At 42.3% G+C, this 22535-nt stretch carries 22 protein-coding genes; 12 read left to right on the top strand and 10 right to left on the bottom strand.

The genetic code is table 11. The features are described from left to right. Position 1: 1 nt before the first annotated feature. From AA0Y26_RS08125 to AA0Y26_RS08145, 5 genes are all read right to left on the bottom strand, one after another. Positions 2-1342: a VWA domain-containing protein gene (locus AA0Y26_RS08125; RefSeq protein ID WP_413366742.1), complete on the bottom strand. Its 1341-nt coding sequence runs from the start codon at positions 1340-1342 to the stop codon at positions 2-4. A gap of 308 nt (positions 1343-1650) precedes the next feature. Then, entirely contained in the window at positions 1651-3165 is a 1515-nt protein-coding gene (locus AA0Y26_RS08130; protein ID WP_413366744.1) for a CoA-acylating methylmalonate-semialdehyde dehydrogenase, read from the bottom strand. Between the two features lie 21 nt (positions 3166-3186). Beyond that, the gene (gene ald / locus AA0Y26_RS08135) at positions 3187-4314 is read right to left on the bottom strand and encodes an alanine dehydrogenase (protein WP_413366746.1); all 1128 of its coding nucleotides are present in this window, start codon (positions 4312-4314) and stop codon (positions 3187-3189) included. Positions 4315-4326: 12 nt separating this feature from the next. Continuing rightward, positions 4327-5676, bottom strand: coding sequence for an aspartate aminotransferase family protein (locus tag AA0Y26_RS08140; RefSeq protein WP_413366748.1), 1350 nt, complete (start codon positions 5674-5676; stop codon positions 4327-4329). A gap of 295 nt (positions 5677-5971) precedes the next feature. Next, positions 5972-7552 (bottom strand): PucR family transcriptional regulator, encoded by a 1581-nt coding sequence (locus AA0Y26_RS08145; RefSeq protein ID WP_413366750.1) that lies wholly within the window; start codon positions 7550-7552, stop codon positions 5972-5974. A gap of 247 nt (positions 7553-7799) precedes the next feature. Between AA0Y26_RS08145 and AA0Y26_RS08150 the strand changes: the two genes are divergently transcribed. From AA0Y26_RS08150 to AA0Y26_RS08165, 4 genes are read left to right on the top strand one after another with little or no spacing between them, the layout of a single operon-like run. Further along, positions 7800-9422 (top strand): amidohydrolase, encoded by a 1623-nt coding sequence (locus tag AA0Y26_RS08150; RefSeq protein ID WP_413366752.1) that lies wholly within the window; start codon positions 7800-7802, stop codon positions 9420-9422. Further along, the gene (locus AA0Y26_RS08155; RefSeq protein ID WP_413366754.1) at positions 9419-9622 is read left to right on the top strand and encodes a DUF3311 domain-containing protein; all 204 of its coding nucleotides are present in this window, start codon (positions 9419-9421) and stop codon (positions 9620-9622) included. The genes AA0Y26_RS08150 and AA0Y26_RS08155 overlap by 4 nt, the downstream gene beginning before the upstream one ends. Further along, positions 9619-11109 (top strand): sodium:solute symporter family protein, encoded by a 1491-nt coding sequence (locus tag AA0Y26_RS08160; RefSeq protein ID WP_413366756.1) that lies wholly within the window; start codon positions 9619-9621, stop codon positions 11107-11109. Before AA0Y26_RS08155 ends, AA0Y26_RS08160 begins: the two co-directional genes overlap by 4 nt. Before the next feature lie 11 nt (positions 11110-11120). Beyond that, a complete protein-coding gene (locus tag AA0Y26_RS08165; protein ID WP_413366758.1) occupies positions 11121-12347 on the top strand; it encodes a Zn-dependent hydrolase in 1227 nt (408 codons plus the stop codon). A gap of 38 nt (positions 12348-12385) precedes the next feature. Here the strand turns inward: AA0Y26_RS08165 and AA0Y26_RS08170 are convergent, their stop codons facing one another. Further along, on the bottom strand, positions 12386-12556 hold the full coding sequence (locus AA0Y26_RS08170; protein WP_413366760.1) for a hypothetical protein: 171 nt from the start codon (positions 12554-12556) through the stop codon (positions 12386-12388). A 158-nt stretch (positions 12557-12714) separates the two neighbouring features. Here AA0Y26_RS08170 and AA0Y26_RS08175 point away from each other — a divergent pair, with 158 nt between their 5' ends. From AA0Y26_RS08175 to AA0Y26_RS08185, 3 genes are all read left to right on the top strand, one after another. Next, complete coding sequence (locus AA0Y26_RS08175; RefSeq protein ID WP_413366762.1) at positions 12715-13614, top strand: nitrilase-related carbon-nitrogen hydrolase; 900 nt, start codon at positions 12715-12717, stop codon at positions 13612-13614. 169 nt (positions 13615-13783) lie between these two features. Continuing rightward, positions 13784-14980 carry a class I SAM-dependent rRNA methyltransferase gene (locus tag AA0Y26_RS08180; RefSeq protein ID WP_413366764.1) on the top strand — a complete coding sequence of 399 codons (1197 nt, stop codon included), beginning with the start codon at positions 13784-13786 and terminating at the stop codon, positions 14978-14980. Positions 14981-14991: 11 nt separating this feature from the next. After that, positions 14992-15180, top strand: a complete 189-nt coding sequence (locus AA0Y26_RS08185) for a hypothetical protein (protein ID WP_413366766.1) — start codon at positions 14992-14994, stop codon at positions 15178-15180. Positions 15181-15433: 253 nt separating this feature from the next. Here AA0Y26_RS08185 and AA0Y26_RS08190 read toward each other — a convergent pair whose 3' ends face one another. Next, on the bottom strand, positions 15434-16132 hold the full coding sequence (locus AA0Y26_RS08190; protein WP_413366768.1) for a class I SAM-dependent methyltransferase: 699 nt from the start codon (positions 16130-16132) through the stop codon (positions 15434-15436). A 301-nt stretch (positions 16133-16433) separates the two neighbouring features. Between AA0Y26_RS08190 and AA0Y26_RS08195 the strand changes: the two genes are divergently transcribed. Continuing rightward, positions 16434-16868, top strand: coding sequence for a hypothetical protein (locus AA0Y26_RS08195; protein WP_413366770.1), 435 nt, complete (start codon positions 16434-16436; stop codon positions 16866-16868). Positions 16869-17136: 268 nt separating this feature from the next. Then, a complete protein-coding gene (locus tag AA0Y26_RS08200) occupies positions 17137-18069 on the top strand; it encodes an aldo/keto reductase (protein WP_413366772.1) in 933 nt (310 codons plus the stop codon). A 36-nt stretch (positions 18070-18105) separates the two neighbouring features. Here AA0Y26_RS08200 and AA0Y26_RS08205 read toward each other — a convergent pair whose 3' ends face one another. Beyond that, positions 18106-18567: a PH domain-containing protein gene (locus AA0Y26_RS08205; protein ID WP_413366774.1), complete on the bottom strand. Its 462-nt coding sequence runs from the start codon at positions 18565-18567 to the stop codon at positions 18106-18108. Between the two features lie 163 nt (positions 18568-18730). After that, positions 18731-19213: a hypothetical protein gene (locus AA0Y26_RS08210; protein ID WP_413366776.1), complete on the bottom strand. Its 483-nt coding sequence runs from the start codon at positions 19211-19213 to the stop codon at positions 18731-18733. A 132-nt stretch (positions 19214-19345) separates the two neighbouring features. Between AA0Y26_RS08210 and AA0Y26_RS08215 the strand changes: the two genes are divergently transcribed. The 3 genes from AA0Y26_RS08215 (at position 19346) to AA0Y26_RS08225 (ending at position 21756) form a co-directional block, all read left to right on the top strand. Beyond that, on the top strand, positions 19346-19969 hold the full coding sequence (locus AA0Y26_RS08215) for a DUF3298 domain-containing protein (RefSeq protein WP_413366777.1): 624 nt from the start codon (positions 19346-19348) through the stop codon (positions 19967-19969). A 473-nt stretch (positions 19970-20442) separates the two neighbouring features. Then, positions 20443-21471: a spore photoproduct lyase gene (gene splB, locus AA0Y26_RS08220; RefSeq protein WP_413366779.1), complete on the top strand. Its 1029-nt coding sequence runs from the start codon at positions 20443-20445 to the stop codon at positions 21469-21471. Positions 21472-21621: 150 nt separating this feature from the next. After that, positions 21622-21756 (top strand): hypothetical protein, encoded by a 135-nt coding sequence (locus AA0Y26_RS08225; protein WP_413366781.1) that lies wholly within the window; start codon positions 21622-21624, stop codon positions 21754-21756. 273 nt (positions 21757-22029) lie between these two features. On the opposite strand, the gene AA0Y26_RS08230 is transcribed toward AA0Y26_RS08225, so the two are convergent. After that, entirely contained in the window at positions 22030-22500 is a 471-nt protein-coding gene (locus AA0Y26_RS08230) for a GNAT family N-acetyltransferase (protein WP_413366783.1), read from the bottom strand. Positions 22501-22535: the final 35 nt, after the last annotated feature.

Below are 22535 nucleotides of genomic sequence, written 5' to 3' on the forward strand. Positions count from 1 at the left end.
ATTAGATTAATCCTTTTGTCCGCGCTGTCTTCACCCATTCGGGATATTCCTGCATAAGCAGGTCATACAGCTCGTCGTCCGAAATAGCTGCCGGATCTTTCACACTAAAGAAGTCTGCATTGTCGATATAGCGCCCTGTTAAATTGTCGAGTTGTTCTAGGAATGTAAAGTCTGATTGCAGCAGGCTTTTGAAAAAACCTTTTTTCGCATCTTTTTTTGATTCACCAATCGCCATGAACTGCCAGAAAAGCGGTTCGTATGAAGAGTCTTGAATGTGCTTTGTTGTTTCTGCTTTATCGAATGTATCGCCATCGGTTACGAACATGACGTAAATAGGTATGTTTTGAGATAACGGCTGTTTCCGGGCCTGTGCTGATCCGAAGTAGTGCTGGCGGATAAGCTCCATCGCTTTTGCATAGTAGGTGCTTCCTTCCAATGGGTATTGTCTGATAAGCCGGTTGACAAAGCCATCAAAATTGCTGATTGATAATTCTCCTGCATCATGAGCACGTTGACCGAAAAGGAAAATGTCGATCGAGCCATCATCATCAAAGCGGGTGCCGAGTGCTAAAATACGCTCGGCAAAATCCTGAATTTTGCCGGAACTATAAAGCTGGGACATGGAACCTGAAATATCCAAGCATAAAGCAACCTTTGCATTATGATGCTGCAGACCGACCTTTTCTAAGGAAATCTTTGCTTTTTTCGAAAGATCGAGCAGCTTTGGTGCTTCTTGTTCTAAACGCTTTTCGAGTAATACCTTTTTATCAGTAGGTGGTGGGGGAGGCGGCGTGCTTTGTGATGAAGGTGCAGGGCTCTGTTCCTCCCGAACCTGACCACCGAAGCTCGTGAGAAGTGCCGCGAGCCCGCCATCAAAACCTTGCCCAACAGCAGCGACCCGCCAGAGCGATTTATAATACACTTCTGCAATAATGATTGCCTTTTCGTTTTTAAAATCAGCACCTCTTAATTCATACATGAGGAGATGCTGGCCGCCTGACTGAATCGTAATGGATCCAGATTCAATCATATCCATTGTTCCGTTGCCGTCAATTGTTGCTGTAAACACAAGATACTGGATTGAAGACGGAAGTTTCGATAAATCAATCGAAAATGAACCGCTGCCATTACTTGAAGACGTCAAACGTATTTCTGCAAGCGGGGACTCAAGCTGATTATAAAAAATCATATAGCGGTCATCGGTTAATTGCTTATTAGCATCCAGGCCAAAACAAGTAATATCAATTTCGAAACCAGATGTAATCTGGACCGATACCTCCAGCTGACTGTTTGGCGTATAGTCTGATAATTTCACTTTTTCACCGCGAATAAAATGTTTCATTCTTCTATCTACTCCTTTATGTTGGGGGTTGCTCACAGCCTATCAAGGGATATGCCTGTAATGAAAAACGAATGGTGTCTATTCTATTTGATTAGCAAACTTTCTTTTATTTATCATAAACAAAACAGTTAGCTTTTACCATTTATCGCTAATGCAAGAATGAAGTTTATATCGTTTAATAAGCAATGTTTAGCGGCCAAAAAATGAACATGTTTCTTGGAGCAGGTTATGTAGAGAGCAGTTGTGCAGAAAACATAAACCCTCCCAAGCAACGAGGAAATCTATGCCTGGGAGGAAATAAGGAAATGCTATTTATTACTTGGGAAAGCGAAGGAAAGGCCGGATGTATCGCTTGGTGTAATCCAGCGTTCCGAGATCATTTTGGATTTTGTATAGAATCGTGCTTGGTCCGGTCCGAACATTTGACCATCACCAAAACGGGAGCCTTTAAACCCGGCGAAGTTATGGTAGCCTACTGGAATAGGAATTGGTACATTGACACCGACCATACCGACATCAATTTCGGTAGTAAACTTACGGGCTGCTGATCCATCATTTGTGAAGATCGTTACACCATTGCCAAGCTCATGCTCATTAATTAATGAAATTGCTTCATCCAGCGTATCAACTCTCACAATATTGCGGACTGGTCCGAAAACCTCCTGATCATAAATTTCCATACCTGGTTTGACATGGTCAAATAACGTTGGAGCAAGGAAGAAACCTTTGCTGTTTTTTGTAATCTCTTTTTCACGGCCATCTACAACGAGTGTGGCACCCTCAGCTTCTCCCTGATCAATGGCAGCAAGAACAGATTGCTTTGCCTGTGGGGAAATGACCGGTCCATAGTCAGCACCATCCTGGTAGGCACCAACTTTTAATGCTTCAATTTTCTCTTTTAAAATATCAACGAGGCGGTCAGCAGTATCCTGACCGACTGCCATTAACGTCGAAATTGCCATACAACGCTGAGATGCCGCCCCATAACCAGCACTGATAAAGGCATTGGCTACTTGCTCCAAGTCAGCATCCGGCATCACAACCATATTGTTTTTACCGCCGCCTAACGCGACAACTCGCTTGCCGTATTTTGCGCTAGTTTCATAAATATAGCGTGCAACAGGTGTCGAACCGACAAATGAAATTGCTTCAACAGCTGGGTTTTCCAGTAATTCGTTTACTGCCTCTTTATCTCCGTTCACAACCGTCCAAATACCATCTGGCAATCCTGCTTCTTTCCAAAGCTCGGAAATGTAAAGGGCTGTCATCGGTACCCGCTCTGAAGCTTTTAAAATAACGGCATTCCCGACAGCAACCGCCATGCTTGTTTGTGCAAGAGGCACCATGATAGGGAAGTTAAATGGCGCAATAGCAGCGACTACACCTAACGGATATTTGGCTGAATAAGCATTGATGCCGCCTCCTACATTGACGGAATATTCACCTTTCATTAAATGGGGAGCGCTGATGGCTAAGTCTACTGATTCAAGTCCCCGTGTGATCTCACCCATTGCATCCTCTACCGTTTTGCCGCTTTCTGTACAAATTAAGTCAATTACTTTTTCCGTATTGGCAGTAAGAAGATTCCGGAATTTCAATACAATTTCTGCTCGCTTCGCTACACTTAAGTCTCTCCATGCGGGAAATGCTTCGCTCGCTTTCTGTACAGCGGTTTTTACTTCTGTTACTGATGCTAATGGAACCTTGGCAATGACCTCGCCAGTTGCAGGGTTGTATACGTCAGAGAAACGTCCGCTTGCACCAGCTGTTTGCTGGCCGCCAATAAAATGTGTTAACTCTTTTACAGTTGTACTATTTGTCATGAAATCAATCTCCCTTCGTTATTAAACAAATGCTGTTTTGATGAGATGTTCATAAGGCGTAAAGGCAAGGCCATGTGCCTCGGCTACATTTTTATAGGTGATATGCCCCTTATAGGTATTTAAGCCTTTTGCGAGAGCCTCGTCTTGCTCGATCGCCGCCTCTATTCCGCGATTAGCGACTTGAACAGCATATGGCAGCGTCACATTTGTCAGTGCGATTGTTGAGGTTTTTGCTACTGCGCCAGGCATGTTGCCCACTGCATAGTGGATGACCCCGTGTTTTGTATAGGTTGGGTTGTCGTGTGTAGTGACACGGTCTGCTGTCTCTACAATACCGCCCTGGTCGATCGCTACGTCAATAATGACCGAACCTGGAGACATTTCCTTCACCATTTCTTCTGTTACAAGCGTTGGGGCTTTCGCACCGGGAATAAGAACAGCGCCGATTACTAAGTCGGATTTCGCAACCTCTTCTTTAATCGTATACGGGTTAGACATTAAGGTTGTTAACGTATTTCCGAAAATATTGTTCAATTCACGTAATCTATTAGCATTGACATCAATAATAGAGACTTCTGCACCTAAACCAATGGCAATGGTAGCAGCGTTCATCCCGACAACTCCGCCGCCAATCACCGTCACACGTCCACGTTTTACGCCGGGGACTCCGGCAAGGAGAATGCCTTTGCCGCCATTGGAATTTGCTAAAAATTGGGCACCGATTTGTGTAGCCATTCGGCCAGCTACTTCACTCATCGGTGTTAGCAGTGGAAGAGAATTGTCCTTCAGCTGGACAGTTTCATAAGCCAAGCTCGCCACTTTATTTGTTGCTAATGCATGTGTTAATTCAGGTTCAGCAGCAAGGTGCAGGTAAGTAAATAGGATGAGATTTTCCCGGAAGTACACATATTCTTCGGCGATTGGCTCCTTTACCTTCATTACCATATCTGCCGCCCATGCTTCGACTGCTGTGGGAACAATTTTTGCACCTACAGCTTCGTAGTCTTCATTGGAAAACCCTGAACCAAGGCCTGCATCCTTTTCAATCAATACCTGATGCCCGTGATTGACGAGTGTCACAACACCAGCAGGGGTAATGGCAACACGCTGCTCAAATACTTTTACTTCCTTTGGGATACCGATAATCATGTCAACATCTCCTTACTGTGCTTCGATTGCTTCTGTAAGCTTCGATACAATCAAATCTTTTTCCTCGAGCGAAATATTAAGAGGAGGGGACAATGTTAGGACATTATTATAACCAGCTACTGTCACTCCATTTTTACCAACAATCAGCCCATTATTTTTGCAGTGAGCAATAATATTGTTCACGATCGTAACATCAAGGGGCTCCTTTGTGCTTCGATCGGCAACAAGCTCTATACCGATGAGAAGACCTTTTCCGCGAATATTGCCGATGTTTGGATGAGCGGCCAATTTGTTTTCCAGCTCTTTCAGTAAAATGGCTCCCATCTCTTCCGAACGGCTGAAGAGGTTCTCACGTTCCATAATCTCCAGGTTTTTCAATGCTACTGCACAAGCAGCAGGTGAACCGCCGAATGTGTTGACATGACGGAAGAAGTCATATTGACCATTGCTCATGAATGCTTCGTAAATTTCACGGCGCACAGCAGTAGCCGATAGCGGCATATAAGCACTTGTCAGGCCTTTTGCCATCGTGACGATATCCGGTTTTACCCCGTAATTCTGATGACCAAATGCCTTACCTGTCCGTCCGAATCCACAAATTACTTCGTCAACGATGAGCAGGGCCCCATGCTTTTGGCAAACTTGCTGAACACCTTGCAGGTAATCATCCGGCGGCATAATGACTCCACCGCCAGTAATAATCGGTTCAACAATCATCGCAGCAATCGTATCAGAATACTCCCACGTCATAACTTCATCAATCACTTTAACTGACGAAAGCTCTAACGGGTTATCACCACTTACTTCTGGGAACCGGTACTGATCCGGCGCCTTTACATGAAGGAAGCCGGGTGCTAATGGTTCATATTTATATTTTCGTTCCGCCTGCCCCGTGGCTGCCAAAGCACCCATCGTGTTACCATGGTAAGCACGGTAGCGGGAGACGATTTTATAGCGGCTGTTTTCGCCTTTTTGCTGGAAGTATTGCCGCGCAATTTTAAACGCTGTTTCATTTGCTTCCGATCCGCTGTTAGAGAAGAACACAACATAATCATCCCCGAGCATTTCGCTGATTTTTTCTGCTAAAAGAATAGCAGAGGGATGACTCATCGAAAGAGGCGTATAGTTGTTCTTTAATAATTGTTCATAGGCGGCATTTGCAATTTCCTGGTTTCCATATCCAACATTTACGCACCAGAGCCCTGACATAGCATCGAGGTAGCGCTTGCCGTGGATATCTGTCAGCCACGAACCTTCTGCCTTTTCAATGATAATCGTTGCATCAGGATTATAAGCCTTCATGGCGTGCCATAAAAACTGTTCATCTTTTTTCGTTAAGTTTGTACCAACCTGTAAATTCATCTTTTCACTTCCTTTGGATGATTTATTTTCTCTTTTATTGTGCAATGTTTTGGATTGTCTAGCATCTTACAATCTGTAACATGTTAAAAGAGGTTCGTTTCACATATTGCCATATTGGTTCAAAAAAAGATGAAGCAGATATGGAAATATGACAATGTGTACAAGAAAATGGTATGAAGTCTATATAGAGGATTATGCAGGCGGGATGGCAATAAAGATGTTTATATGTAAAAAAGAAAAGGAGCCCATGTTAGGCGCCCCTTTTCTACTAATGATTTGGATTCAAAAAAATCTGTTAGACTGTCCCTTCCTCGCTGTCATAGAAGTTATACTGGGTAGCAAGAAGCATCAATTCAAGTGCTAAACGTTTAGGAGGTAATGTAAAATCAGCGCCAAGGAACGATTCAATTTTTGAAAGCCGGTGATACAGCGTTTGCCGGACGATAAACAATTTTTCGGCAGTTTCTTGCTTCATGCAGTTGCACTGCAAATAAACTTGCAATGTCTGAATCAATTGTCCTTTATGCTTGGCATCATGCTCATATAATGCTTTCAAGTGATTTTTTGCCATATCCATAATCGCTCGGTTTTTTTGCATCTGTAAAACAAGCTGGTATATGTATATGTCTTCGTAAAAATAGGAAAGCTGCCGGGCATTCGTTCGGATAAGCAATGTGTCCTTGGCTGTCTCGAAGCTTTGTGCTACCAGGTGAAGGTCGTCTACTACCTGGCCAACCCCAGTCGTTATTTTTAAATGGCTGTAATTATTATTTCTTCGGAATGCATGCAATTTATCGATGCAATTTGTGATACGCCGCTTCAGGTCCTTGTCCATTAGATTAGCGACTATATAGACAAGCTGCTGCCGCGATTCGATTAGAAAAATCGTAAAGCCGCTTTTTTCAAAAATTCCCCGTGAATATAACTTATAGTAGGTCAAATCAACATTTTGTTTTGATCTCTGAATTTTTTCAATCAATACGAAATAGTCGCAGTTTAATAGCTTTGGATTATGCTGTTCGTTTAAAAACGCTGTCAGCTGCTGCGCTTCTACCGTCCCATCAAGCCACGATTCGAGAAAGGTGCGATACTCCATATTTTGCTTTTCCTCTGTATAGAGGCTGCGCAATAAATATTGAGAGAGGGCAATGACTGTACGATCGAGGACGAGTATATCAAACTCTGTGATTTCTCTTGTATCACTAAATATACAAACCTCACCATAGCTTTCTTCTAAAATTGTCACATCACATTTTGCAAGGGAAGGTACGATGTTTTTATTACTACTTTGCTTACATAACTGTTCATAAATACTTTGTCCATGATTGGGCGTATAGAGGGGCTGCTGACCATGCACATGGAATACCACATAGACGTCTAAAAATTGATGGAGGCGCATCAAAATCTGTTCATAATGATTTAGCTTTAAGGTTAATTTATTTATTTCCTGCGCATAATCCTCCAGCCGCTTAATTTGGTTGAATTGTTCATTAATCACATGTGTATGGACATATTGTGTGATTTCTATAAAAGGAACGACCTCATGAAATACAAGGATGGGAAAGTTATATTGCTCTGCTAATTGCTGTACAGATCCAGGAACACTTTGGATATTTTCACAGCACTCGATGCAAAGTGCGGCTGCCTGCTTATCAATCAATTGCTGTACAAAGCGCAGAAACGTTGCTTCCTCCTTCAGTTGTATGCCTGTTGTTAGGATCAGTTCATTTCCTTTGATTAGTTCTTCAATTGTCGTTGTTTCCAAAATATGTACCCATTTAATTTGACGCTTCAGACCTGATTTCCCCGAAATCAAGGCTGCTTTTGGAAAGTGACTTTTTGTGAGTAACTCTTTGACTGTAAATGAAAATGACATAATGAACCCATCCCTTCAATTCTAGTTAATAGAACAAATGAAACTGGACTATATGATAAAATACTCATTTTTCTAGAAAAATGAGCGTAATGAAAAATAGAAAAAAATGCATTTACATAGCAAAAATATAACATAATGTAAAATGGAAGAGTGATATTTTTTACATTTTGTTTATATCGGGTTGTTAAACCGTTATGATATATTTTCAACTATAGAAATGCATCACTCAAGAGTTAGGGAGGGAGAAATGATGAAACAATTGGCATTCCTTGGTGGGGAAGTAATTAGTCAAAATGCGCAGGGCGACGTCTATGAAGCATGCCTAATAGAAGGAAACCGTATAAGCGCAGTGGGAACGACTGAAGAAATACGGAAGCTGGTAAACAGCGAAGCACAAATAGTTGATTTGCATGGTAAAACGGTACTTCCAGGGTTAATAGATGCCCATATGCACCTATTTTTATATGGCAATACATTGATCCATGTAAATTGCAAAGATCCTGTTATTTCCTCTGTAGCAGAACTTTTAGAGAGAATAAGAGAAATTGTATCAGAAGCTCCAGCGGGAGAAATCATTCGTGCATTTGGCTTTAACGAAGTAATAGTGGAGGAGCAACGATACCCTACGCTTGAGGAGCTCGATGCCATATCAAAAGAACATCCGATTATTATTACGAGAACATGCGGCCATATTGGGGTGATTAATTCAGTCGCTATGAAATTGGCGGGAATTACTGAGCATACACCAAGCCCGCATGGCGGAACAATTGAAAAAGACGCAAACGGCCGGCTGACAGGGCGTTTAATTGAAAATGCCTTTCTCCAATTTAATCAGCATGTAACCTATAGTGAAGAGGAATTGTATAAAGCACTTGAAAAGGCGCAGGATAAGCTGCTGGCCTATGGCATTACAAGTGTCCATGATGCAGGTGGATTTGATGCCGACAGCTTCCGCATCATGCAGCAGGCTTCCAACGGAAAGCAATTGAAGCTGCGGGTCTATGCCATGATCGGCAGCCTGAATGATTGTGAATCTTTTACAAAAACGATGATTTCATCAGGAGTCGTTTCTTATACGGGAAATGAATTCTTTACAATCGGTCCAGCCAAGTTGTTCACAGACGGCAGCAGTACGGGGCCGACAATCGCGACGCGCGAACCTTATGACAGTGATGGAGAAAATTACGGCTATCTGCAGTATACCGAAGACGAATTATACGATATTTTCTTGCCGGCACATGTAAAGGGATATCAGCTAACTGTCCATGCCCAGGGAGACAAGGCGATTGAACAGTATTTGAATGTAATAGAGCGGCTGCAAACGGAGCATCCTCGGCAGGACCACCGCCACCGTGTTGAACATTTAGGGGTATGTCCCTCCGACCTGCAGGAACGTGTTCGCAAGCTGAAAGTAATTCCGGTGCTGAATCCGTCATTCCCATATGAATTTGGCGAGAGTTACATCCATAATTATGGAAAGCGCACGAATTATATGTATGCAGCTAAACAGCTGCTAGAACAAGAAATAGTAGTAACAGCAGGTTCTGATGCCCCGATTACAACAGCCAATCCTTTTGTCGGCATGTATATGGCTCAGGAACGTGTAACGAAAGGGGGCACACCTTTTGGTCAGGAACAGCGTGTTACACTGCATGACGCAATTAAGATGTATACAATCAATGCAGCCTATGCTAGTAAAGAAGAGGACATTAAGGGGAGTATAGAAGTAGGGAAACTAGCAGACCTAGCTATTTTAAACACTTCTTTATTAGACCGTCCAGCGAAAGATTTATTAAATGTAGAAGTAGAAATGACCATTTTGGACGGGGAGATTGTTTATTCCAGGCAGCATGCGGAGGTGAATGCATGAGAAAATACTTTCAATTGCTGTTAATCATTCCGTTTATCGGTATGTGCGTACTGCTGCCCTGGGCGAACCGGGCAGAACCTTATGTATTCGGTCTGCCATTCCTGCTCTTTTGGATTGTCTTATGGATGCTTCTTTCTTCACTCATTTTATTTGTTGTGTACAAGTTAGATCCTGAAAATGAAGGGAGTGAAGTGGAATGAATGCAGCGCTTCTTATTATATTCTTATTTGCAGCGATTGCCTTGTATTTAGGGATACGGGCCACACGTGGAAAAGAGATGAACGTCGATGAATTTGCAGTTGGAAACAAGGGCTTTGGGACGCTCTTCGTATTTTTACTGATTGCCGGGGAAGTATATACGACCTTTACCTTTTTAGGAGGGAGCGGCTGGGCTTATTCACATGGATCAGCAGCCTATTATGTACCGGCATATATCTGTTTAGCTTACGTCCTGTCGTATTGGATTATCCCGAAAATCTGGCGTTTTGCAAAGCAGCATAATATCATTTCACAGCCTCAATATTTTATGAAATCGTATAAAAGTAAAGGACTGGGAGTAGTAGTTGCCTTTATCGGTACGATTGCCCTCATTCCTTATATCGTGATTCAGCTAAAGGGGCTGGGGATCATTGTATCTGAGGCTTCCTACGGTGCGATTACACCAATTATGGCTTCTACGATCGGTGCTGTCATTGTAACTGTATATGTTGTCATTTCAGGGATTCATGGTTCCGCATGGACGGCGGTATTAAAGGATATTATGATTTTAATCGTTATTGTCTTTTTAGGAATCTATATTCCGTATCATTATTTTGGCGGTATCCAGCCGATGTTTGAAGCCGTACAAGCAGCAAGACCCGAAGCGCTTTCACTGGAAGCTGAAGGGTATAGCTTGGCATGGTTTATCTCTACGATTGTATTAAACGCCTTTGGGTTCTATTTACTGCCGCAGTCATTCAGCGTTATTTTATCTGCCAAGAGCGAGCGGGCATTAAAAAAGAATGCGGTGACATTGCCTCTTTATACAATTCTTATTTTGTTCGCATTTTTCATCGGCTTTGCCGCAATTTTGCAAGTTCCTGGATTGCAGGGGGCAGATGGCGATTTATCGCTGCTGCGTCTCGTGATGCAGACATTTGATCCATGGGTAGTCGGCGTAGTGGGAGGGGCTGGGCTGTTAACAGCGCTTGTACCGGTATCAGTAATGATCATGTCCGGTGCCATCGGGTTAATGACAGGCTTTTACAAGCTGATCAAGCCGAACTCAACAGACAGACAGCAATTAACGGTGTCAAAAGTATTTGTTATTTTAATCATTCTAGCAGCATACCTTTTCACATTAAAAGGAGGAAATGCGCTCGCGATATTAAATATTATGTCCTACGGGCTCATTACACAATTGGTTCCTGCTATGATCTTTAGCTTCTTCAATACCAAGTTTATGAATAAATACGGGGCAATGGCAGGGATTTTAACCGGGGTATCCATTGTATTGTTCAATGCTGTTACATCCTTTAAGTTAGTGAACATTTTCCCGAATATTCCAAGCGTCATCAATGATATTAATATGGGATTTGTTGCGATTATTATTAATATAATCGTAGGGGTAACGGTTAGCTTGGCAACTAATTCGATTGTCCGAAAACAAAATGAAAATGAAGTATTAAATGAACCGGTGACAAATTAAGGAGGCTTCTGATGAAAATATGTAATCAAGCTCGTCTTCAATCATTAATCGAGCGGTTTAGCCAATTTGGAAGGACAGATAATAATGGTGTAACGCGGCTTGCTTTATCGCAGGAAGATATTGAAGCACGGCAATACCTGCAAGCATTATGCGAAGAGCTAGGCATGACGGTGACATATGACGATATGGCAAACATGTATGCGACTCTGCCAGGAAAAAGAGATTTACCGCCTATTGTTCTCGGCTCACATATGGATTCGGTAGTGAAGGGTGGACGCTATGATGGTATTCTAGGTGTTTTGACTGCACTCGAGACAGTTTATACATTAAAAGAAACGAATACGCAGCTTGACTATCCGATTACCATTGTTAATTTCACAAATGAGGAAGGGGCAAGATTTGAACCTTCTTTAATGGCTTCAGGTGTTTTATCCGGAAAATTTGATAAAGAAAAGATGCTTGCTTCAACAGATCCTAATGGCATTACATTTGCTGAAGCATTAAAGGAAAGCGGATTTGAAGGCCAAATAGAGAACCGCTTAAAAGAGGCGGCTGCGTATATAGAACTCCATATCGAACAAGGGCCAGTCCTGGAGCATAAGAACCTGGAAATCGGCGTGGTGGAAGGTGTTCTTGGTATGGTGTGCTACGAAATCACTGTGCAGGGAGAATCAAACCATGCAGGGACTACACCAATTACTATGCGAAAAGACCCGATGTTTACAGCTGCCAACTTGATCGTGAAAATGCAGGAGAAGCTTCAGCAGCTGGATGAATCGCTTGTTTACACGATTGGACGGATGAATGCATATCCGAATATCCACACGGTGATCCCATCGCATATTGTCTTTACCTTGGAAGCTCGTCATCATGACCCAGACGTTATTGCTGCAGTCTCAGACATTGTGGAACAACTGCCAGAAACGGCTCACGGGTGTTCTGTTACATCGAACCGACTATGGGACCGTGATACTGTACTCTTTGATAAGAAAGTAGTGGAAGCTGTGGAGAAAGCGAGTCAGGACCTCCACTATAAAGAACATAGAATGTACAGCGGGGCGGGTCATGATGCACAGTTTATCGCTTCGCTCGTACCATCTGCGATGATTTTTGTACCGAGTGAAAAGGGATACAGCCACCGGGAGGACGAATACACATCATATGAAGATTGCGCTAAAGGTGCAAATGTACTACTGAATGCTGTATTGAACCTTTGCCGGGAAACGGTGGAACAATAAAGGGTGTGAGGTATGCATGCCGCATACCTCACACCCTGTTAACAAACGCTTTCATCCAGCGCTGCTTGCCTCGCTCGTCTGCTCCTGCCGCTTCGCTTTCGTCGCAAATAAAGAGCCATTCGCTCCTGCCGCTTCGCTTTCGTCGCAAATAAAGAGCCATTCGCTCCTGCCGCTTCGCTTTCGTCGCAAATAAAGAGCCATTCACTCATGAACTTAGGTTCTATTCGTGTCTTCGCTCGTCGGCGAGCCTTGTCTGGCAAGCGTTTTCAAGACAAGATGGGTAAAACTTTGCTTTATATATTGCCTGGAAAATAGTAAAAACAAAGTTAAAAACTTTGTCTTTACTATGAGTGAAGGAGGAGTTGAAATGAAGGAAATAAAAATTTCTGTTTGCCAGTTTGAAGTAAAACACTGCCGTTCATTTAAAGAATTCACACAGCAGGTAGAAGCAATGCTGGCACAGGTCCCATTAGACAGTGATTATGTGTTATTCCCTGAGTTATTTACACTAGGGCTAATTGGTGTATTCGATGATACAGATAAAATGGAGAGAAAAGAATTTAAGCGAATTACCAAATTTCAAGAAGAGGTGCACAATCTCTTTGTGACCATTGCAAAGGAGCGGAAGCAAGTCATCATCGCTGGGAGCCATTTAGAGGAACGAGACGGGGATATTATGAATGTAACCTCCCTATTTGACGAAACTGGATTAATAGGGAGGCATGAAAAGACACATATCTTTCCGGCAGAGGCAGAGTGGGACACGAAAGAGGGAGATGTCTTAGAGGTCTTTCGGGCCGGCCCTGTGACAATCGGCATCGCCAATTGTTATGAAGCGGAAATTCCGGAAGTATCACGTATTCTTGCCCTGCAGGGAGCGGACATCATCTTCTGCCCATCCTATACATTTACGGAAGCAGGCTTTTGGCGTGTACGTCATTGTGCACAGGCACGCGCAATCGAAAACCAGGTATATGTCGTGCATTGTCCAACTCTCAGCAAAGGCATTGTTCCATTACCGCCGGGGTATGGCCGGTCTTCTATTATCAGTCCGTGCGATACAGATTGGCCTGAAAATGGGATCGTCATCGAAGCAGCTGACAGTCAGACAGCGGTTATTACCGCTTCGGTTAATATGGACAAATTATATGAAAACCGAAAAACCGGCGCTGCTACGACCTTTAAGGATCGGACGCGAAGAGACGAGTTGTATAAGCGTTATGCACCATACAGCAAGCAATTAGCACAAAGCTTTGCGAAAAGGTAATACGCTTATTTATCACGTATAAGAAGCTATTATATATCGCAAGCATTTGGGAAATATATTATATAAAGAAGAAAGGAAGACATGCCGCCGGCGAATCCTCCTTTCTTTTTCGCTTTTTTCATAAAAAAGTGGCATAATGGATAGATTACATGATAGTAAGGATGACTAGATGAGACAGTTAGTAGAAATACAAGTAAAACCAGCAGCGATTAAAGATCTGACAAATGGCAAGCCGTTAATTTTAAAGGACGCGATTGAAATGCCGGAAGTGACAGTTGAAGAAGGCAGCTTATTGCACCTTGTCGATAAAAATGGCGGCTATATTGGTACTGGTTATTATGGGGCGCAAAATAAGGGAATCGGCTGGATATTGACTCGCAAAGAAAAAGAGACGATCGACAAGAAATTCTTTGCAAAGAAGCTAAAGGCAGCAGCAGAGAAACGTACGGACTTTTATGAATCAGAAGATACAACAGCCTTCCGTGTATTTAATGGGGAAGGAGACGGAATCGGCGGTTTGACAATCGATTTTTTCAACGGCTTCTATATGGTGAGCTGGTATAGTGAAGGGATTTACTCATTCCGGGAGGAAATTTATCAAGCGCTGGATGAAGTAGTGAATACACGAGGCGTTTATGAGAAGCTGCGCTTTGATACGAACGGTCAGTATGTGGAGCAGGATGATTACGTATCAGGCGAAAAGGGCGAATTCCCGCTAATTGTATTGGAAAACGGTATGCACTTTGCAGTGGATTTAAATGACGGTGCGATGACAGGCATTTTCCTGGATCAGCGGAATGTCCGAAAAGCACTGCGTGATAAATATGCAGAGGGTAAAACTGTGCTCAATACCTTTTCTTATACAGGGGCGTTTTCTGTAGCTGCAGCTCTTGGAGGTTCAACTGGAACGACGAGTGTAGATTTGGCAAAACGCAGCCTGCCGAAAACAATCGAACAGTTTGCCGTGAACGGGATTGATTACGAATCACAGGATATTAAAGTGATGAATGTCTTTGACTACTTTAGCTATGCTGCGCGCCATGATCTGAGATTTGATGTGGTTGTACTTGACCCGCCAAGCTTTGCGCGGACAAAGAAAATGTCATTCAGCACAGCGAAGGATTATCCAAAGCTTTTGAAGGATGCGCTGAAAATTACAAATGACGACGGAATCATTATCGCGTCTACTAATAACGCAAGCTTTAATATGAAAAAGTTCAAAACATTCATCGATAAAGCTTTCACTGAAACGAAAAGACGTTATAAAATTTTGGAAGAGCATCAGCTGCCGGAGGATTTTACTGTCCCGCATAACTTCCCTGAATTTAACTACTTAAAAGTTGTCATTATCCAGGTAATAGACTAGGGGGGAATAAGATGAAATATAATAAAACAGTCATGACGAAATTAATTAATGAGCATCGGGAATTGCATGATGAGCTAAAGAAGATTAAAGCAGAAATGGGTCTAGAGAAAAATCTGGCGATTAAGGCGCTGTACCATTCAGCTGTCGCTGATAATGGGCCGTATATGCAGGATTATCAGGAATTGGAACGCCGTCACTAATAGAATAATAACGCCTTGCTTTGGAGTGACTAGAAGCAGGGCGTTTTTTAATGCGAAAAGGCGACAGCCGGATAGAATACTTGTCCCGTAAACGTCTCAGTTTAAGCAGTTGGTTTCTAGAAATATATTATCCGTTTAAAGAACTAAGAAACTTCGCCTGCTTTTTCGGATTATTAAAAATAGCTGACCATTGATTTTGATAAAAGGGCCGCAAAAAGCCTTAGTAGGCAATTTGCATCCCTTTTTGTTTGAGCTATTTTGTACATGTATAGATCCGATAATCCAGTTCCTCCTGATATTGCAGGTTCAGGTTATAGTGCTCTGCCATGACTTCGTACAATTCTGGAGAGATATCAGTGGAATGCTGGAAGTCAGGCGGAGATTGAATTGATTTATTTTTCTTCACACGAATGTTTTCAAAACCGGCCTCCTTACATAAATTGACCCAATCATGTTTGGAGCAGAATGATTCAAAACCATAAAACTGTTTCATCTCTTTCTCTAGCTCTGGCTCTAGCGGGTCATTAACCGTCAGCTCTATACCGAGAAATCTGCCCCCATCTCTCAACACGCGATGGATTTCGCTAAGAGCTTTTGGCTTATCCACAAAAGAAAGCACTGATTCACAAATGATAATATCAAAGGATTGGTTAGGGAATGGCATTTCCTCTACTGACCCGTGTAAAACTCTTACAGGTAAACGGTTGCTATGCATTCTGCTTAAGGCTTTATCAACCATGATGGGATTGATATCCATGCCTGTCACCTTTGCTCCGTATGTGTAGGCGAGGTAAGCAGCCGTTTGGCCAGTTCCACACCCTACATCTAAAACACGAGACGATCTATTGATGTTTTCATTTTTGAAAATTTCCTTTGTTAGTTCAATACCACCTGGGTGCGCGCCACCTACACCGAATTCAGCCAGGAAATCAAGGTATTTGGATTGCTGCATGAAACCCACCTTCTTTGTTCATTTTATTTGTATCATATGGATACGGACAGCGTATGGTTCCATAAAGAGGGTACTGAACAAAATCGATGAAGAGGTCGGAAATTCTATTAACCAGCAGGAAACTAATTTGCTTCCGGCATTTTAGAGACGGGGAAGTATGAAAAGGTACAGGGATGGGAAGTGGCAGCAAATAAAATGAAAGAAAAATGTTATTTATACTCAACTTCCTCAAACGTCTAAAGTAGGGAAAACTTAAGACATATACTAGATTAAAGTTCAATCTAGAAAGGAGGTGAATTGAATGGCATTTTATCCGCCAAATCCTGGAAGGGGACCGATTCCACCAAGATATAGGCAAAACTTTGTTCCGCCAGGGCCGCTTGGTAGACAGGGCAGTCCTTATCCATCTCCATTAAGAAGACAAGGCAGCCGATTCCTATCCCCTGGTCAAATGGGCGGGCAAGTAGATCCTTCCTTCTACCAAAATCAATTTGGTAACCAAGGGCAATCGTTCTTAAACCGAAACCAGTTTGGTAATCCAGGGCAGTCCTTCTTTAACCAAAATCAATTTGGTGCACAAGATCCAGCTGCCTATAATCCGAATCAGCAGTTTGGAGGTTCCGGCCTTGGAGGTTTACCAGGCCAGCTAAATACGATAATGGGCCACGTGGGAACGTTAACGAACGGTGTAAATATGCTGAGACAATTAGGGTCAATTATGACGCTATTTAGATAATATATTATTGGTATTCATTGTATGAATGAGGAGACTTGCTAATATAGCAAGTCTTTTTGCTATTTTGGAGAAAAGGGTTCACGGTTATTTGATTGGAAATTCAGGGTAACTATTAAAGTTTTTAAATGTGTCAGATTCTAGAGATAGCTGAGCTAGTTTGGTAGAATAGCTGTAACTTTCCAAATACCAAGGGAAAGGGTTGAAGATTTCTTCAATCGTTGCTAGAACAGGAGTTTCACCACCAATAAGTTGGAAGGGCGGAATGGGTATGACGAAAAAAGTGCAATTAGGCTCGTCGGATGTATATGTACATCCAATCGGACTCGGGACGAATGCTGTAGGCGGACATAATCTCTATCCAAATCTCGATGAAGAGACGGGGAAAGAACTTGTACGTACCGCGATTGAATCAGGTATTCAGTTAATTGATACCGCATTGATGTATGGGCCTTATCGTTCTGAAGAGTTGATCGGGGAAGTGGTAAAGGATATGGGCTGCAGGGAAAATGTTGCGATTGCCACAAAAATCGGGCCAAAATATGTAGACCAAAAGATGACGATGGACAACTCACCAGAGTTTTTGCGGGACGAAGTAGACAAAGCATTGCAGCGACTGCAGACTGACTATATTGATCTGATGTATCTGCATTATCCTGACGAACATACCCCAAAGGATGAAGCAGTTGGTGTGCTGAAGGAACTAAAGGATGCAGGGAAAATCCGGGCGATCGGGGTTTCTAACTTTTCGCCAGAACAATTAAAGGAAGCGAACAAAGACGGCTATGTCGATGTTTTGCAGGGGCAATATAATTTACTGGAGCGGGAAGCAGAACAAATATATTTCCCGTATACAAGGGAGCACAATATCTCGTTCATTCCATACTTTCCGCTTGCATCGGGCTTATTGACAGGGAAATACAAGAAGGATGATCAATTCGATGATCTTCGCGCCTCAATGCCTCATTTCCAGGGAGAAGCGTTTGCTAAGAACTTGGAGAAGGTGGAGCAAATCCGTCAAATTGCGGCGGCAAAAAATGCAGAGGTAGCACATATTGTACTGGCATGGTATTTGGCGCAGGATGGTATTGATGTGATTATTCCAGGCGCAAAAAGGGCGGACCAGGTGAAGAGTAATCTTCAAACGCTTGATGTTCATTTGACATCAGGTGAAATACAAGTGATCAATCGTCTTTTTTCATAGTATCGGTTTTAGAGAGAATTAGTGAGAAAACGTTCACTAATTCTCTTTTCTTGTTTGAAAATTCTTGTCAATTTTTATACGTGGATTCTGCTTTAATAATTGCTGAACAAACTCATTTTTATTTTTTGGAGAAATGGCGACCATATCGAACTTTGTAAATGAGAGTTCTAATTTATCCATGGATAAAGCAGGAGCGGAAAATGGATTTTTCGTTTCTCTCAAACTATGAATTTCATCAATTTGTATGCTCTTTTTAAATGGACCGTATCGTATGATCAAAAGGTTGTCCGCAATCGTATAGCCCGTTTGAAACCAGAACCACAATAAAAATAAGCCAATGGGAGATAAGATAATTATTTTAATCCATTGCTTATCGAAAAACTCAGGAGTCATCCAAACACCGAAATGTGGGAAGAAGATGGGTGGAATAATAAAGAAAAATGCGAATAACCAAATGATGACCGTCAGCCATATGTCCTTTTTTGATGGAAAATACAATGGAATACACCTCTTTCCTTACTAGAGTTATACGTCTTTTACAGTTTGAAGTTTCACTATTTTTATAAAACGTTTATATGGCAAGGAGAGAGTCTAATTCCTTCTTAACCTTTCCATAAAAAGCGATTCCTCAGAGCATAAAGATGCTCTGAGGAATCGTTTTTTAGCACCATACAATAATGGCGGAAGGTGTAGTCTGGGCAGGAATGCTGCGGGTACTGGCTTCATAAATGACGATAAGATTCCGGTTAGCTGGATATCGTGTAAATGGCTGCCCATTTCTCAACATAATAGCCGTGTAGGGTGATAGGTTTAGCTTTAGCTCGCCATCACTGCTTACGAGTTGATTGTCGAAATAGCTTACTTTTACATTTTGGTAGGGGCTCTCTTTTACTATGACGAGTGCTTGATATTGTGGAGGATAAATAAGGATAGCGGGCGCATTGCCATCATAATAGCCGGTGACGCGGTCCCCGATTAATACCATTGCCTGATCAACGAAATACGTTGTAGGCGACACGACAAAATTAACAATTTCTCCATTTTCATTTTGGACAGACATCAGTTGAGTGCAACCTTCGCCATTGCCGGCCATAAAATCATCAATCGCTATTACATTACCGGTAAAAGAAAAGAAATTAACCATGTTCAACCCTCCATTTTTATTCCTATCCTTCTAGGGTTATGCACAGAAATGCGCAGAGGTACTGCGTATAAAATAAAGGAGATGTATTTAATTTTTGGGCATATACTACAAAAAAGATGGAAGGATGAAACCATGCCCGTACCATTTCCGGTTAGCATCGCAACATTTGCTATGAGCGGCGGTCCAAAAAAGACAATCTTTATTCCCCAAGTAATACAGATGATGAACAAGCAGCTTGAAGTAATGATAAATCATACAATTATAAAGGAAATAGAGGCAATGATCGCACAGCAGGATGGTGAAATGGAAGACGTACTGGTGGAAGAAGTTCTTGGAACGTATGAAATAAAAAACAATCAACGAAATGTTCTGAGCCTATCACTTAGCAATTATACATACCATGCCCGCGCTGCACATGGAATGACTATTATCAAGTCATTAACTTTTGATTTAAAGAAGGGGGAAAAATGCACCCTAAAGGATTTGTTCAAACCGGGAAGCGACTATGTAAAAAGGCTGTCGGCACTTATTCAGGAGCAAATAAAAGTACGTGACATACAACTTCTCAATGAGTTTACGGCAATCCGGCCTGATCAGGATTTTTATTTGGCAGATAAATCAATTGTCATCTATTTTCAGCTATATGAACTGACAGCTTACGTCTATGGCTTCCCGATGTTCCCCATTTCGGTTTATGAGGTGCAGGACATCATCGATGAAAATGGACCGCTTGGACGATTGGCACAGAATAATTGATAGCCCATTTCAGGTTTGTCAGCGTTAAAATAGGCATGCAGAGGCTCGGCTTATGTGACGATAAGCTCGAGCCATTTATGTTTGCTGAAAGATTAGAAATCAGGGGGTTCGTTTAATAGGAGTTGTATGCGCAGCAACAGTATTTTCTTTAATCCATATTATTGTTTTGCTTAAACTATCCCATCCATCGCTTACTAGTACTTATCCTAAAAACTTTTCACCGCTCAGGATAATGGGGGGAGTAGGCTAGGTACATCATCTCTTTTTGTTCCCGCATAAAGGGAGAGAAAATAGCTAAGAATGCAATCATTCTGGATGTTGCAGCCTTTTCATCATATTACAAAAAGAAATTTTAAAAACTATACAACATAATTTCTCTATCTTTAGACAATCTAATGCTTAAGGAGCGTAGTAAATTGTCTCACAATTTGAAACGATGTATCAAATGAATGGGAACGAGGGAGGTATGCGGTATGAATGGACCATTCGTCCCAAAGCTTGTTTATTTTGAACCGCAGGCATTGGAATATCCGCTTGGTAGAGAGCTGAAGGAAAAGTTTGAGAAGATGGGGATTGAAATACGCTATACGACGTCACACAATCAAGTGAGAGATCTGCCGGGGGATAATGATTTTCAAAAATACCGGATGGCAAAATCTACGTTAGTCGTAGGGGTTCGAAAGACATTGAAGTTTGATACGTCCAAGCCATCAGCCGAGTATGCTATTCCATTTGCAACGGGATGCATGGGGCACTGCCACTATTGCTATTTGCAGACGACAATGGGCAGTAAACCGTACGTCCGTACATATGTGAATGTCGAGGAAATCCTGGAGGCTGCCGACCGCTATATAGCAGAGCGGGCACCAGAGATTACACGCTTTGAGGCAGCATGTACATCGGACATTGTCGGGCTTGATCATCTAACGCATACACTAAAGCGGGCAATCGAACATTTCGGAAAGACGGAACTAGGAAGGCTGCGGTTTGTCACCAAGTTTCACCATGTCGATCATTTACTTGATGCAGAGCATAATGGCCATACACGCTTTCGATTCAGTATTAACGCAGACTATGTTATCAAAAACTTCGAACCAGGGACATCCCCGCTGGCAGAGCGTATTAAGGCTGCTGGAAAAGTCGCACGGGCAGGTTATCCGCTTGGATTTATCGTGGCACCAATCTACCTTTATGATGGATGGGAAGAGGGCTACCGTCATATGTTCGAACGGCTGGACGCAGAACTGCCAATAGATGCACGTGCGGATGTGACATTCGAATTCATACAGCATCGTTTTACAAAGCCGGCCAAAAAGGTAATTTTGAAAAACTATCCAAAGACAAAGCTGGAGCTGGATGAATCAGCAAGACGAGTAAAATGGGGTAAGTATGGTATCCACAAATACATTTACCAAAAAGATCAGGAAGAGGAGCTGAAGCAGCGCCTCGAGGAATATATGCGTGAATTCTTTCCCCATGCAAAGTACGAATATTTTACGTAATAGTATTGGATTTCCAGCATCGGCGGGAAATCCGTTTTTTATTGGTATGCCAATCATAAGTAAAAAGTAATAAATCACGCAATACACCCAAAAATTCGCGCAATAGAATATAATAAAGAGAGATTGCGAATTGAAAGGAGTTGAAAAAGGGTGAAGAAGTGCATTCTATTAATAGGCGGGCTTGGTATCGCTGTTGCGGGTCTGCTTGATATAAAGTACAAAGGATTGTTTTATAAGAGCCTGCCTCAATCAATCCAATCAAATTTAGATAAGATTATAAAATAAATCTACATATAATAAACCGCACCAATATGCCTGGTGCGTTCAGAGTGAAGACAAAGTCGTTTTTCGACTTTGTCTTTACGTTTTTTTAGATAGATTTTTCAAATGAAGATTTACCCAGCCTGTCTTGAAAACGCTTGCCAGACAAGGCGCGCCGACGAGCGAAGACGCAAATAGAACCTAAGTTCATGAGCGGATGAGTGAGGCAAGCAACGATGAATGAAAGCGTTTGTCAACAGGCTGACCGCACCAATTTGCTTGGTGCGGTCATTTTTATTACCCAAAGTGGAGTACTTTAAACATCGTGGCAACCTGCAGCTTTTCACCTGTTGGTTTAGTAACCGTTTCTTCTTTGCTGATGGAATAACCGATTGACTCGTATAGCATCATGTTTCTTGGGACATTCATCCGTACTTTGCAGCGGATTTCAGGAATACTGTGCTGTACTGCATATTGTTCAGGGAAAGCAAGCAGCTTCTTTGCCAGTCCTTTCCCTTGATATCCAGGGATGACGGAAAGGCGAGAATAGTAAAGGTAATCGCTCTCGAGTTTAAAACGAACCATCGCAGCTTCCTGTCCAGCGACATGACCGATGAGGGCAAGCTCACCATTTTGCATTTTTTCCGTAATCAATTCTACTGTTTCATCCAAGGCGCTTGAAGGCACTTCTTGGACTCGATATTCGGCAAACGCCTGTAGCATAATAGAGAGAACCGAATCTGCATTTTTTGTTAGTTGCATTTGCATACGAACACCCCTTCATAGTTATAAATGATTAACTA

The organism is Lysinibacillus canaveralius, from assembly GCF_047301505.1.
Lineage (GTDB): Bacteria > Bacillota > Bacilli > Bacillales_A > Planococcaceae > Lysinibacillus_B.

Bases quoted from the DNA above. Each gene is read 5' to 3' on its own strand.
- AA0Y26_RS08230 (WP_413366783.1), bottom strand. From the start codon at position 22,500: ATGCAAATGCAACTAACAAAAAATGCAGATTCGGTTCTCTCTATTATG.
- AA0Y26_RS08190 (WP_413366768.1), bottom strand. From the start codon at position 16,132: ATGCAGCAATCCAAATACCTTGATTTCCTGGCTGAATTCGGTGTAGGT.
- AA0Y26_RS08155 (WP_413366754.1), top strand. From the start codon at position 9,419: ATGAGAAAATACTTTCAATTGCTGTTAATCATTCCGTTTATCGGTATG.
- AA0Y26_RS08210 (WP_413366776.1), bottom strand. From the start codon at position 19,213: ATGGTTAATTTCTTTTCTTTTACCGGTAATGTAATAGCGATTGATGAT.
- AA0Y26_RS08140 (WP_413366748.1), bottom strand. From the start codon at position 5,676: ATGAATTTACAGGTTGGTACAAACTTAACGAAAAAAGATGAACAGTTT.
- AA0Y26_RS08150 (WP_413366752.1), top strand. From the start codon at position 7,800: ATGATGAAACAATTGGCATTCCTTGGTGGGGAAGTAATTAGTCAAAAT.
- AA0Y26_RS08180 (WP_413366764.1), top strand. From the start codon at position 13,784: ATGAGACAGTTAGTAGAAATACAAGTAAAACCAGCAGCGATTAAAGAT.
- AA0Y26_RS08170 (WP_413366760.1), bottom strand. From the start codon at position 12,556: ATGAGTGAATGGCTCTTTATTTGCGACGAAAGCGAAGCGGCAGGAGCG.
- AA0Y26_RS08200 (WP_413366772.1), top strand. From the start codon at position 17,137: ATGACGAAAAAAGTGCAATTAGGCTCGTCGGATGTATATGTACATCCA.
- AA0Y26_RS08185 (WP_413366766.1), top strand. From the start codon at position 14,992: ATGAAATATAATAAAACAGTCATGACGAAATTAATTAATGAGCATCGG.
- AA0Y26_RS08145 (WP_413366750.1), bottom strand. From the start codon at position 7,552: ATGTCATTTTCATTTACAGTCAAAGAGTTACTCACAAAAAGTCACTTT.
- AA0Y26_RS08130 (WP_413366744.1), bottom strand. From the start codon at position 3,165: ATGACAAATAGTACAACTGTAAAAGAGTTAACACATTTTATTGGCGGC.
- AA0Y26_RS08125 (WP_413366742.1), bottom strand. From the start codon at position 1,342: ATGAAACATTTTATTCGCGGTGAAAAAGTGAAATTATCAGACTATACG.
- AA0Y26_RS08165 (WP_413366758.1), top strand. From the start codon at position 11,121: ATGAAAATATGTAATCAAGCTCGTCTTCAATCATTAATCGAGCGGTTT.
- AA0Y26_RS08195 (WP_413366770.1), top strand. From the start codon at position 16,434: ATGGCATTTTATCCGCCAAATCCTGGAAGGGGACCGATTCCACCAAGA.
- splB (WP_413366779.1), top strand. From the start codon at position 20,443: ATGAATGGACCATTCGTCCCAAAGCTTGTTTATTTTGAACCGCAGGCA.
- AA0Y26_RS08215 (WP_413366777.1), top strand. From the start codon at position 19,346: ATGCCCGTACCATTTCCGGTTAGCATCGCAACATTTGCTATGAGCGGC.
- ald (WP_413366746.1), bottom strand. From the start codon at position 4,314: ATGATTATCGGTATCCCAAAGGAAGTAAAAGTATTTGAGCAGCGTGTT.
- AA0Y26_RS08160 (WP_413366756.1), top strand. From the start codon at position 9,619: ATGAATGCAGCGCTTCTTATTATATTCTTATTTGCAGCGATTGCCTTG.
- AA0Y26_RS08175 (WP_413366762.1), top strand. From the start codon at position 12,715: ATGAAGGAAATAAAAATTTCTGTTTGCCAGTTTGAAGTAAAACACTGC.